Annotated in this window: 10 protein-coding genes; 4 read left to right on the top strand and 6 right to left on the bottom strand. The window is 60.4% G+C overall.

Going from position 1 to position 12645, the window contains the following annotated elements; genetic code table 11:
• Positions 1–118: 118 nt before the first annotated feature.
• Together ACTG2G_RS00470 and cra are read right to left on the bottom strand one after the other, a co-directional pair.
• Positions 119–1312, bottom strand: a complete 1194-nt coding sequence (locus ACTG2G_RS00470; protein ID WP_421388051.1) for an aromatic amino acid transport family protein — start codon at positions 1310–1312, stop codon at positions 119–121.
• A 553-nt stretch (positions 1313–1865) separates the two neighbouring features.
• Positions 1866–2852, bottom strand: coding sequence for a catabolite repressor/activator (cra, locus tag ACTG2G_RS00465; RefSeq protein ID WP_439985011.1), 987 nt, complete (start codon positions 2850–2852; stop codon positions 1866–1868).
• 296 nt (positions 2853–3148) lie between these two features.
• Here cra and fruB point away from each other — a divergent pair, with 296 nt between their 5' ends.
• From fruB to fruA, 3 genes are read left to right on the top strand one after another with little or no spacing between them, the layout of a single operon-like run.
• Positions 3149–4249, top strand: coding sequence for a fused PTS fructose transporter subunit IIA/HPr protein (gene fruB, locus ACTG2G_RS00460; protein ID WP_421388056.1), 1101 nt, complete (start codon positions 3149–3151; stop codon positions 4247–4249).
• Positions 4249–5238 (top strand): 1-phosphofructokinase, encoded by a 990-nt coding sequence (pfkB, locus tag ACTG2G_RS00455; RefSeq protein ID WP_421388058.1) that lies wholly within the window; start codon positions 4249–4251, stop codon positions 5236–5238. The genes fruB and pfkB overlap by 1 nt, the downstream gene beginning before the upstream one ends.
• On the top strand, positions 5235–6959 hold the full coding sequence (gene fruA, locus ACTG2G_RS00450) for a PTS fructose transporter subunit IIBC (RefSeq protein WP_181224126.1): 1725 nt from the start codon (positions 5235–5237) through the stop codon (positions 6957–6959). Before pfkB ends, fruA begins: the two co-directional genes overlap by 4 nt.
• Positions 6960–7060: 101 nt before the next feature.
• Here the strand turns inward: fruA and ACTG2G_RS00445 are convergent, their stop codons facing one another.
• Complete coding sequence (locus tag ACTG2G_RS00445; RefSeq protein ID WP_216953548.1) at positions 7061–7312, bottom strand: DUF1289 domain-containing protein; 252 nt, start codon at positions 7310–7312, stop codon at positions 7061–7063.
• A 149-nt stretch (positions 7313–7461) separates the two neighbouring features.
• On the opposite strand from ACTG2G_RS00445, the gene mltA reads away from it, so the two are divergent.
• Positions 7462–8613 (top strand): murein transglycosylase A, encoded by a 1152-nt coding sequence (gene mltA / locus ACTG2G_RS00440; protein WP_421388062.1) that lies wholly within the window; start codon positions 7462–7464, stop codon positions 8611–8613.
• Between the two features lie 117 nt (positions 8614–8730).
• On the opposite strand, the gene yfaE is transcribed toward mltA, so the two are convergent.
• The 3 genes from yfaE to nrdA all read right to left on the bottom strand — a co-directional run bounded on the left by yfaE (position 8731) and on the right by nrdA (position 12532).
• Positions 8731–9054, bottom strand: a complete 324-nt coding sequence (yfaE, locus tag ACTG2G_RS00435) for a class I ribonucleotide reductase maintenance protein YfaE (protein ID WP_421388065.1) — start codon at positions 9052–9054, stop codon at positions 8731–8733.
• Entirely contained in the window at positions 9051–10184 is a 1134-nt protein-coding gene (gene nrdB, locus ACTG2G_RS00430; RefSeq protein WP_421388068.1) for a class Ia ribonucleoside-diphosphate reductase subunit beta, read from the bottom strand. Before nrdB ends, yfaE begins: the two co-directional genes overlap by 4 nt.
• An 80-nt stretch (positions 10185–10264) precedes the next feature.
• Complete coding sequence (nrdA, locus tag ACTG2G_RS00425; protein WP_439985009.1) at positions 10265–12532, bottom strand: class 1a ribonucleoside-diphosphate reductase subunit alpha; 2268 nt, start codon at positions 12530–12532, stop codon at positions 10265–10267.
• Positions 12533–12645 lie beyond the last annotated feature (113 nt).

Raw genomic sequence — 12645 nt, 5'->3', positions numbered from 1 at the left:
TAGCTGAAACGTCCTTTATCCCTCTTGTGCGAGGAGGGAATGGACAGAATCATGGCAGCGTTGATAGCACAAAGCCCCGCCAAGTTAATTGGCGGGGCTTTGCTTTCAGTATCGGGGATTACAGCGCGGGCAGCAGCCCCATGCTGACGCTGATCTGGACGCCAACAATCAGCACGCCCATGGCGGCGGCCACTCCCAGCGCCACTACGCCACCCGGGGCGCGGTAGTGGTGGGCAGGCGCCTGCTTGCGGCTCTGCCATACCAGCGCCACCGGCAGCAGTACCGCGAGGATCGCCAGCGCAATGGCAGCGTAGCCGAGGGCCATGATAAAGCCCTGCGGGAAGTAGAGGGCAAACAGCAATGGCGGCACAAAGGTGATAAGGCCAGTCTGGGTGCGGCCCTGCCAGTTGTCCTTGCGGCGGGTCACCTTGGCCATAAAGTCGAACAGCCCCAGCGTCACCCCGAGGAAGGAGGTGGCGAGCGCCAGATCGGCAAACAGGTGCATCGCCTGATTAAACGCAGGCCAGCTCACCAGCTTACCGACGTTGGCCAGCAGGCTGTCCAGCGCACCACCGGTTTGCAGCAGGGCTTGTTGGCCGAGCAAACCGAGGATCGCTACCTGCCACAGCACGTAGAGGATCAGTGGCAGGGCTGAGCCCCAGACAAAGACCCGACGCAGCTGTTTTGGGCAGTCACCGAGGTAGAGCATCACGCTCGGAATGGAGCCGTGAAAGCCAAACGAGGTGAAGATGACCGGCAGGCCCGCCAGCAACAGGCCCTGACCCAGCGGCATCGAGAGCAGATGCTGCCCTTCGGTGCGGGGCAGCAGCAACGCCAGCACCACTACCATGATCACCAGTTTGATGGTGAACATCAGCCGGTTGAGGTAATCCACCGAGCGGGTGCCGACACAGACCATGCCGCCAAACAGCAGAGTAAAGGCCCAGGCGGCCTGCTCCTGGCTGAGGGTCATGCCGGCATCGACCAGCGCCTGTGCCAGCAGGCTGCTGCCACCGCTGATGTAGGCGGAGGCCAGCGAGTAGAACAGCATCAGGATACAGAAGGAGGCGATGCGTTTGCCCCAGGGGCCGAGCAGATGATCCGCCAGCTGGTGCAGGTACCACTTGCCGGTGTTGAGGCTGGCCTCCACTTGCAGCATGGCGGTGAAGGCCATCAGGGCCCAGAGGCCGACCATCAACATCAGGGTGGCGGGGCCGCCGAGGGAGGAGGAGGCCAGCGGCAGGGCCAGCATGCCGGCACCTATGGTGGTGCCGGCAATCAACAGGGTACAACCCAGAGTTTTGGTATTCATGTTATCCATCCGAACGTAGCGGTGTCAGTGCAAACAGACGATGTCAGCAGTGACGTCAACAAAAGGGGGGCCGATTGGCGTTATCAGAAGGTGCCTCCGGTGATAGGGCCGGAGGCTAGCAATATCGGAACGGGAACATCTGTACCTAAAACCTGTCAGTTGTAAAATGTGGTTGCCACGTTAGCGGATCAAAATAGCGGAAACAACCCCTTTTATACGGATCTTGTGCCGGCTTGTGGCAACAAGTGGAAATAAATGATGACAGTCATGGCTAATTGCAGAAAAAAGCACCGAAAAAGTGACTAGCAGGGGCTCATTGATACAGGTCAGCCAAGTGGCAACAGTACGGATAAGGGAGCGAGGAGGGGGGCGTTGAGTTGTGCGGCGAACAGGGTGTGGAGGCCGGTTGTTTAGTCGGCCAGACGGTAGAGAAAGCAAAGCGGGCGGGTAGGGTTGTGGGGAAAAACAATAAGGCTGCCGATGCTGGCAGCCTTATTGTCATCTGTTCGCTTTACCCACCCATTGACAGCAAATCGGGTCTGCTGCGGTCAGGTTAGCGACGGCGCTTGAGGGTGCGGCTCACATAGTGCAGGCCGGTCTGGTATTCGCCGTTCACCGCCTTGAGCGCCAGATCCAGCGCCTGGTTGGCCAGCGCGTCGTGCTGCTGGGGCAGGGAGTTGATGCCAAAGGGGAGGAAGTCGAGCAGGCGATCGTCCCCGAATGTGGCCATGGCGAGCTGGCTCATGTCGATCTCTTGCTCCAACAGGTAGTCGAGTACCCCCTCCATCAGGATATAGGAGGTAGTGATCAGCGCTTCGGGCAACTGGCCCAGCTGCTGGTGCAGATCTTTGATCAGGCGATACCCCTCAAGACGGGAGAAGTGATTCCCCTCACACAGGTGGCGAGCCGCGCTATGACTGGCGACCGCCTGCTCGAAACCGGCTTTTCGCTCCTGACTGATCGTGAGTGCTGGCAGCGCGTTGATCAAGGCGATATGGCGTAAGGTCGGGGTAAGCAGGGAGCTGGTGAGATCAAAGCTCGCTTTCTCGTTTTCGCTGGCGACGGTGACGAACTTGTCGGCGGCCATCGCCCGGTCGATGGCGAGGATCTGGCTGCCTTGCGCCTGCAATTTACCGTAGAAGGGGTCGTCCGGCGGCAGGCAGCTGGCCACCAGCAGGGCATCCACATGGCGGCTCACCAGCATCTGGGCCAGCTCTTTTTCGGTGGCGGGATCATCTTCCGAGCAGACGATCAGCAGCTGATAGCCCTGCGCCCGGGCCCCCTGTTCCAGCCGTTTGGCCAGCTTGGCGTAACTGGCGTTCTCAAGGTCGGGCAGGATAAAGCCGAGGGTCTTGGTCTGGCCGCCACGCAGGGAGGCGGCGCGGCTGTCCGGCTGATAGTTATGGGCGGTGACAACGGCCATCACCTTGTCGCGGGTGGCCTGACTGATGCGGTATTGATCGGCCTTGCCATTGATCACATAGCTTGCCGTGGTGCGCGAGACACCGGCGAGGGCGGCGATTTCATCCAGTTTCATCATATTGGCTCTGTTTGAGTTGCAAGGCCCACGGTCACTGCCGGGTGAGGGCACCGAAAAGTGTGCGCGGGATCATATCATTGAAAAGCACTCTTTGTGGGTACTTGATCAATTCGCTGAAACGATTCAGTCTGAGTGTAAGTGAAACGATTCAGCCTGTCAGCAACGAAGAGACCCAGTGGCCTGAAAATCGGGCCCCGATCACAGTGAACCGCGATCGGGTCTATTGTCAGCTGGCGAGTTACCCGAATGTTCAATTGTGACGTACCGGCGCGGCCGGAACCTGATGGAGAGTCTCTATGTTGAAGTTGGCGCGAGAGCAGATCTTGCTGGGGCAGTCGGTGGCGACCAAGGCCGAGGCGATTGCCCTGTTGGCAGGCAAACTGACCGAGGCCGGTCTGGTGGAGGCGGGCTATGTCGATGGCATGCTGGCCCGTGAAGCGCAGCATGCCACCTACCTTGGCAGCGGCATCGCCATTCCCCACGGCACTACCGACACCCGTCATCTGGTGAAGAGCACCGGTGTCATGGTGGCCCAGTTCCCCCGCGGCATCGAGTGGGACGAGGGGCAGATCGCCTATGTCGCCATCGGTATCGCCGCCAAGTCGGACGAGCATCTGGGCATCTTGCGTCAGCTCACCCATGTGCTGGGTGACGAGCAGGCGGCAGCCCAGCTCAAAGAGGCCACCGACGCCGACACCATCATCAATGTCCTGACCGGCGCCACTGCCGCCAAAGAGGTGCAATACCTGACCCTGGCCGACTTCCCGGCCGATGATCGTGACCAGCTGCTGCTAGGGGCCGCCGCCCGCACCAAATCGGCGGGCTGGGGGGATGCCGCCATGGTAAACGCCCTGCTGGCAAGCGAACCGGCCTATCTGGGTGAGGGCATCTGGCTGGCCCGCGCGCAAGCGGCCCAGACTGGCTGGGTGCTGGCCACCCCGAGCAGCGAACTTCGCGCAGGGGAGCTGCCGGTCAGTGCCATGCTGCTGCTGTGTGCCGCAGATAGCGGCCATCTGCCGCAACTGGAGAATCTGGCCAAACTGGCGGCCGCCGGTCAGCTGGCGACGCTGGCGGGCAGCGAGGGGCTGGCCATGTTGCAAGCGGGCCCCGCGAGCGGTCTTAGTGAAACCTTCACCATCATCAACCCCCACGGCCTGCACGCCCGTCCCGGTGCCATGCTGGTCAAGGTGGCCAAAGAGTTTGAATCAGATATCCGGGTTGCCAATCTGGATGGCAGCGGCGAGGCGGTCTCCGCCAAGAGCCTGATGAAGGTGATCGGCCTTGGCGTCAAATGCGGGCACCGTCTGGCATTTCGCGCCGAAGGGGCAGATGCCGAAGCGGCCCTCAAGGGGATCGGTGAGGCCATCGCCGCTGGTCTTGGCGAGGGGGCGCATTGATGAAGATTGTCACCATTACCCTCAACCCCGCCCTTGATCTCACCACCCGTCTCGAGGCGATGAGCCTTGGCGAGGTGAATCTGGTGAGTGAGGCCAACCTGCGCGCGGCGGGCAAGGGGATCAACGTCGCCATGGTGCTCAAGGACTTGGGCCGTGAGGTGGGCGTGACCGGCTGGCTGGGCGCAGACAATGAGCAGAGCTTTGTCTCCCTGTTTGCAGAGCGGGCGCTGGATGATCACTTTGTCCGTGTCGCGGGCAGCACCCGCATCAACGTCAAGATCTCCGAGCAATCCGGTCGGGTCACCGATCTCAACCTGCCGGGGCTCACCATCCAGCAAGGGGAGGTGAGCGCGCTGGAGCAGGCCATCGACCAATTGGCTCCGGATGCTGAGTGGTTCGTGCTGGCGGGCAGCCTGCCCAAAGGGGTGGCTCCCGATTACTGCGCCCATCTGATTCGTCTGCTGAAGGCCAAGGGCAAGCAGGTGATCTTCGATTGCAGCGGCGCGGCCTTAAGCGAAGGGATCAAGGCGGCGCCGACCCTGGTTAAACCCAATCTGGAGGAGCTGAGCCAGTGGGCGGGCCGCCCCGTCAAGACCCTGAGCGAGCAGGCCGAGTGTGCCCGCGCGCTGCAGGCAAGCGGGATCCCCAACGTGGTGATCTCCAACGGCGCCGATGGCCTCATCTGGTTTGCCCCGGATGCCGTCTGGCAAGCCATTCCGCCGCGGATGCAGGTGGTCAGCACCGTGGGTGCCGGCGATTCCCTGGTCGCCGGTCTTGCACATGGTCTCAGCCTTGGCTGGGCGCCGGAGCAGACCCTGCGGCTGGCCACCGCCGTCTCGGCTTTGGCGGTCAGTCAGGTGGCGGTCGGCTTTGACGATATCAATGTGCTCAACCCTTTACTTGAACAGGTGCGCGTAGAGCGTCTGGATGCGCTGGCACCGGTTCAGTGCAATACCCCCTCAATGGAAAACTCAGGAGATGCCCAATGAAAGCAATCTTGGTTACGGCTTGCCCGGCGGGCATTGCCACCAGCTTTCTCGTTGCAAAACGGATAGAACAGCAGGCCAAACAGGCTGGCTGGGAACTCACCCTCGACGTCGGCTCCAGCGTGCAACCGCGCCAGATCCCCTCAAAAGAGCAGATTGCCGCCGCCGATCTGGTGCTGGTTGTCGCCAGTGCCCCGGTGGATCTCGCTGCCTATGATGGCAAGCGGGTCTATCAGGGCAGCATGGATCTCGCCCTGCAGGATCCGGCTGCCTTGCTGGAAGCAGCCGCCAGCGGCGCCAGCCTCTATCGCCATCAAGTCGCGCCTGCTGCCGCCAAATCGGCCGCCGCTGGCAAGCGCATCGTGGCGGTGACCGCCTGCCCGACTGGCGTTGCACACACCTTTATGTCGGCAGAAGCGCTGGAGACCATGGCCAAACAGCTGGGTTATCAGATCCGCGTCGAGACTCAAGGCTCGGTCGGTGCCCAAAATGCCCTGACCGCCGAGGAGATTGCTGCTGCCGATCTGGTGTTCCTCGCCACCGATATCGAAGTGGACATGGCGCGTTTTGACGGTAAGCCGGTCTATCGCACCAGCACCGGCGCTGCGCTCAAGAAAACCCGCGCCGAGCTGGATAAGGCTTGGAGTGAGGCGAAAACCTATCGCCACAGCGGTGCTAGCCAGCCCAAGAAAGAGGAGAAGGCAGGCCCCTACAAGCACCTGTTGACCGGGGTCTCCTTCATGCTGCCGATGGTGGTGGCGGGCGGCCTTATCATCGCGCTCTCGTTCGTGTTCGGTATCGAGGCGTTCAAGGTGGAAGGCACTCTGGCCGCCGCCCTGATGAAGATCGGTGGTGGCTCCGCCTTCGCCCTGATGATCCCGGTGCTGGCCGGTTACATTGCCTACTCCATCGCTGACCGCCCGGGTCTCGCTCCCGGCATGATCGGCGGTATGCTGGCAAGCTCGCTGGGCGCCGGTTTCCTCGGCGGCATCGTGGCCGGTTTCCTGGCCGGTTACAGCGCCAAATACCTGAGCGACAAGGTGCGCCTGCCGGTGACCCTGGAAGCGCTCAAGCCCATCCTGATCATTCCGCTCTTTGCCAGCCTCTTTACCGGTCTGGTGATGATCTACGTAGTGGGTGGCCCGGTGGCCGGCATCATGAATGCCATGACCACCTTCCTCAACAACATGGGCTCTGCCAACGCGGTGCTGCTGGGTGTCATCATCGGTGCCATGATGTGCTTTGACATGGGCGGTCCGGTCAACAAGGCAGCTTATGCCTTCGGTGTCGGCCTGCTGGCCTCCAAAACCTACGCCCCGATGGCTGCGGTAATGGCCGCCGGCATGGTGCCGGCACTGGGCATGGGGATCGCCACCTTCCTGGCTCGCACCAAGTTCATCAAGGCGGAGCAGGAAGCGGGCAAGGCCTCCTTCGTGCTGGGTCTGTGCTTTATCTCCGAGGGGGCCATTCCGTTTGCCGCCAAGGATCCGATGCGCGTCATCCCGGCCTGTATGGTTGGCGGCGCCCTGACCGGTGCACTTTCCATGCTGTTCGGCTGCGAACTGATGGCACCCCACGGCGGTCTGTTTGTGCTGTTCATCCCGCACGCCATCAGCAATGTCATGATGTATATCGTGGCCATTGCAGCAGGCTCGCTGCTGACCGGGGTCTCCTACGCCATGCTCAAGCGCGGCGAAGAGCAGGCCAAGCTGGCCACGGCATAAGCCTCGCCACCCGGCAAGACGTCATAACCAAGAGCGGCCTGTGGGCCGCTTTTTGTTTTGTCGGGAGGATAGGTAACCTGTGAGGGGAAGATAGGGAGTGGTTAAAACTCCCAGCCTTGTTGTTCTGGCAACTGGGGTTGCGCTCCTTCCAGCGCTTTTCGCCGCGCAGCCTCAACCCGCGCCTTGCGGGCGCGACACAGACGCATTACATCCTGTTGCTGGGCCGGGCTCATTTTCTGCCAGTTGAAACGCTCCTCGCGATTGCGCAGGCATCCTTTGCAATAGCCCTTGTTGTTCACCTCGCAGACCCCGATACAGGGGCTCTGCAACGGGAATATTTCGAGCTGTTCCATCCATTACCTCGCATATCCTGTCACCTTGTTATAACCCAGCATCCTCCCTTTGGAAAAATCTCTCTTCAAGTGATTGATGTCGTTTGCTTTCCCCCTGCAAATTTGGCATCTTGCCGCCGAGCAGGACTCTTGGTGTTAAATGAGGACATATGAACAAACACGGATTCTGGCTGACCGCGATAGTGCTGGGGTTGGCCGGGTGTGCGGGTAACTCTGACAAAGCAGAGGTGCCCAAAAAACAGACTGATGACAGATGTTTTCTCAACTGCGAGGTGCCGGAAAATCTGGGCAAGCAGTATCTGGACGGTACCTTGCCGGGGGATCTGGTGCGGGTCGAGCGGGTCAACAGTCGTGCCAGTGCCGATTACAGCAAATTTGGCCCCCAGAGTCGCATTGTCATGCAGCGTTCAGGGCGGATGGCGAGCCGTTATGGTGAACTATATCGTCTGCTCTCCCGCTGGGTAGCGAACGGCGGCAATCCTGCCGACATCACCCGTTACGGTATCAGCCTGGCTCAGCTGGGCGGCGCTGATCGCATGGGTAACGTGCTCTTTACCGGTTACTACTCGCCGGTGCTGGAGGTGCGCCACCGCCCGGATGCCAAGTACAAATATCCCATCTATGCCATGCCCAAATGTGGCGGTCGCTGTCCGACCCGGGCCGAGATCCATCAGGGAGCACTGGCCAACCGCGGGCTGGAGCTGGGTTACAGCAAATCCCTTATCGACAACTTCCTGATGGATGTGCAGGGCTCGGGCTTTGTCCACTACGGGGATGACGATCGGCTGCAATATCTGGGCTACAGCGGCAAGAACGGCCACGGTTACGTCAGTATCGGCCGGGTACTGATCGACCGCGGTGAAGTGCCCAAAGAGCAGATGTCGATGAAGGCCATCAAGGAGTGGGCCAACCGACAGCCGGAGGAGAGCGTCAAGGAGCTGGTGGAGCAGAACCCCTCCTATGTCTTCTTCGAGCGTCGACCCACCAATGATGTGATCGGCGCGGCCGGTATCCCGCTGCTGCCGCTGGCGGCTGTTGCCGCCGACAAGACCCTGTTGCCGATGGGGACGCCGATCCTCGCCGAAGTTCCCTTGCTCGATAAAGAGGGCAACTGGACCGGCAAGCACCAGCTGCGGCTGTTGATTGCGCTGGATGTGGGCGGGGCGGTGAAGAAGGGCCACCTCGACCTTTACCACGGCATGGGCGAGAAGGCCGGTGTCGCAGCCGGTCACTACAAGCACTTTGGCCGGGTCTGGAAGTTGGGCCTGCACCACGGGCCGACCGCTGCCCCCTGGTTGTAATCCTCTGAGGGGTTGGGCGTCTGTCATCAGGCGCCCGAGCAATGTGAAGAGACAAAAAAGCCGCCGGATTGCTCCGGCGGCTTTCTATTTTGTGCTAGTTGCCAGTCTGTGGCTGCGTCAGCTCTTCTGGATATCCAGCCGGATGGCGCCGACCGGTTTGCAGCAGCAGGGGAGGCACTCCCCTTGGGCGACAAATGCCAGCGGCACCGAAGGATAGTGCACCTTGCCAGCCATCAGCGGAGTGCGGCAGGCGCCGCAATAGCCGCTGCGACACTGGAACTCCACATGATGACCATGGCGCTCCAGGGTCTCCAACACGCTTTCGCCGGGATGGGCGTGCAGCACGGCACCATCCCGGGTATGTACCCGTGGTGCCACGACCGCATGCTGTTCGTCAGGTGCGTGCGGGGCAGGGGGCCGCGTGTTGGTGGCGTCACTCACAGCTCGAAATCACCCAGGTCGTCGGCATTGACTTCGCTGTCGATCTGACCAACCAGATAGGAGCTGACCTCTACCTCTTGCGGGGCGACCTGCACGTTGTCGGATGACAGCCAGGTGTTGATCCAGGGGATCGGGTTTTGCTTGGTGCCGGCAAAGGCTGGCTGCAGGCCGACCGCGCTCATGCGCAGGTTGGTGATGTACTCCACATACTGGCAGAGGATGTCCTTGTTCAGGCCGATCATGGAGCCGTCCTGGAACAGGTACTCGGCCCACTCTTTCTCCTGAATGGCCGCTTCTTTGAAGATCTCGAAGCATGCCAGTTCGCACTCGGCAGCGATCTCGGCCATCTCCGGGTCATCCTGGCCGGTACGCATCAGGTTCAGCATGTGCTGGGTGCCTGTGAGGTGCAGCGCTTCGTCGCGGGCGATCATCTTGATGATCTTGGCGTTGCCTTCCATCAGTTCACGCTCGGCGAAGGCAAAGGAGCAGGCGAAGCTGACGTAGAAGCGGATTGCTTCCAGCGCGTTGACGCTCATCAGGCACAGATAGAGCTTCTTCTTGAGCTCGCGCAAGGTGATGGTCACCTCGCGGCCAGCGACGGTGTGGGTCCCTTCACCATGCAGGTTGTAGAGGGCGGTTGCTTCGATTAGATCGTCGTAGAAGTGGCTGATGGAGCCGGCGCGCTTCAAGATCTGCTCGTTGGTCACGATGTCGTCGAACACCTGGGCGGGGGTGTTGACGATATTGCGGATGATATGGGTGTAGGAGCGAGAGTGGATGGTCTCGGAGAAGGCCCAGGTCTCAATCCAGGTTTCCAGCTCCGGAATGGAGACCAGCGGCAGCAGCGCCACGTTGGGGCTGCGGCCCTGAATGGAGTCCAGCAGGGTCTGGTACTTCAGGTTGGAGATGAAGATGTGCTGCTCGTGCGGCGGCAGGGCCTGATAGTCGATGCGATCACGGGAGACATCCACCTCTTCCGGGCGCCAGAAGAAGGAGAGCTGCTTCTCGATCAGACGCTCGAACACTTCGTGCTTTTGTTGATCATAACGGGCTACGTTGACCGATTGGCCAAAAAACATCGGCTCTTTGAGCTGGTCGTTTTGGGTTTGGCAGAAAGTTGAATAGGCCATGGTTACCAGAATATGTGAATAGAGAAAACAGGAGAGCGGGAGCTTCATGCTCCCGCCCGGTTATCAGTTCTTGCCGTGACTTAGATTTTGCAAGCCCCGCCAGCGCAATCGTCATCTTGCAGATCGGTCTGGGCATCGTCTGCACCATCACGGGTGTTGTGATAGTACAGGGTCTTGAGGCCGTATTTGTAGGCGGTCAGCAAGTCCTTCAGCAGCTGTTTCATCGGGACCTTGTTGCCTTCGAAACGGGCAGGGTCGTAGTTGGTGTTGGCGGAGATCGCCTGATCCACAAACTTCTGCATGATACCGACCAGCTGCAGGTAGCCGTCAACGCTCGGTTGCTTCCAGAGCAATTCGTATTGATCTTTCAGGCGATCATACTCGGGCACCACCTGTTTGAGAATGCCGTCTTTGGAGGCCTTGACCGACACCAGACCGCGTGGCGGCTCGATGCCGTTGGTGGCGTTGGAGATCTGGCTGGAGGTCTCGCTCGGCATCAGGGCGGTCAGGGTGGAGTTGCGCAAGCCCACGGACTTGATCTCTTCACGCAGACTTTCCCAATCCAGATGCAGCGGCTCGTTGCACAGCGCATCCAGATCCTTCTTGTAGGTGTCGATCGGCAGGATGCCCTGGGCATAGGTGGTCTCGCCAAACAGCGGGCAGGGGCCGAACTCGCGGGCCAGCTGCACGGAGGCTTTCAGCAGGTAGTACTGAATGGCCTCGAAGGTGCGGTGAGTCAGCGCCAAACCAGAGCCGTCAGAGTAGCGGGCACCGTTTTTGGCCAGGTAGTAGGCGTAGTTGATGACGCCGATACCCAGGGTGCGACGACCCATGCTGCCCTTCTTAGCGGCGGCAATCGGGTAGTCCTGATAGTCGAGCAGGGCATCGAGGGCACGCACGGCCAGATCGGCCATCTCTTCCAGATCTTCCAGCTTCTCGATGGCACCGAGGTTGAAGGCGGAGAGGGTGCACAGGGCGATTTCGCCACTCTCGTCGTCGATGTTGTTGAGCGGCTTGGTCGGCAGCGCAATCTCGAGGCAGAGGTTGGACTGGCGTACCGGCGCCACGCTCGGGTCGAACGGGCTGTGGGTGTTGCAGTGATCCACGTTCTGGATGTAGATGCGACCTGTACCGGCACGCTCCTGCATCATCAGGGAGAAGAGGTCTACCGCTTTCAGGGTCTTCTTGCGAATGGCCGGATCCTGCTCGTACTTGACGTAGAGCTCTTCGAACTTGTCCTGATCGGCGAAGAAGGCATCGTACAGACCCGGCGCATCGGACGGGGAGAACAGAGTGATGTCACCGCCCTTGATGAGGCGCTGGTACATCAGCTTGTTGATCTGCACGCCGTAGTCCATGTGACGAACACGGTTCTCTTCCACGCCGCGGTTGTTCTTCAGTACCAGCAGGCTTTCCACTTCGGTGTGCCACAGCGGGTAGAACAGGGTGGCCGCACCGCCGCGCACGCCGCCCTGGGAGCAGCACTTCACGGCAGTCTGGAAGTATTTGTAGAAGGGGATGCAACCGGTGTGGAACGCTTCGCCGCCACGGATAGGGCTGCCCAGACCGCGGATGCGCCCAGCGTTGATGCCGATACCGGCGCGCTGGGAAACGTAACGCACGATGGAGCTGGCGGTGGCGTTGATGGAGTCCAGGCTGTCATCGCACTCGATCAGTACGCAGGAGCTGAACTGACGGGTCGGGGTGCGCACGCCGCTCATGATCGGGGTCGGCAGGGAGATCTTGAAGGTCGAGACCGCATCATAGAAGCGCTTGATGTAGTCCAGACGGGTATCTTTCGGATACTTGGAGAAGAGGCAGGCCGCAACCAGCATATAGAGGAACTGCGGGCTCTCGTAGATCTCGCCGGTAACGCGGTTCTGGACCAGATATTTGCCTTCCAGCTGTTTGACTGCCGCGTAGGAGAAATCCATGTCGCGCCAGTGATCCAGATGGGTGTTCAGCTCTTCGAATTCGGCCTGGCTATAGTCTTCCAGCAGGTGCTTGTCGTATTTGCCCATGTCCACCAGACGAGCCACGTGCTGGTAGAGGTGGGGCGGTTCGAACTGGCCGTAGGCCTTCTTGCGCAGGTGGAAGATGGCCAGACGGGCTGCCATGTACTGGTAGTCCGGGGTCTGCTCGGAGATGAGGTCAGCCGTCGCCTTGATGATGGTTTCGTGAATGTCGGCGGTACGGATACCGTCATAGAACTGGATGTGGGATTTGAGCTCTACCTGGGAGACCGACACGTTGTCGAGCCCTTCGGCGGCCCAGTCCAGCACGCGGTGAATTTTATCCAGATCGATGGGTTCTTTGTGTCCGTTACGCTTCGTCACAAACAAGTTCATTGGCTGATGACCTTCAGTTGATTCCCGAAAAACCATCGCACAATGGCGCTACCCTGGCCCCGGCAATATGCGGGAGGTGGGTAGAGATTGTGCGATGAATCACAAGATGTAGT

Origin of the sequence: Aeromonas sp. 55A (genome assembly GCF_051919665.1) — a bacterium.
Classification (GTDB): Bacteria; Pseudomonadota; Gammaproteobacteria; order Enterobacterales; family Aeromonadaceae; genus Aeromonas; species Aeromonas veronii.
This window is presented reverse-complemented; position numbering and strand designations above follow the sequence as displayed.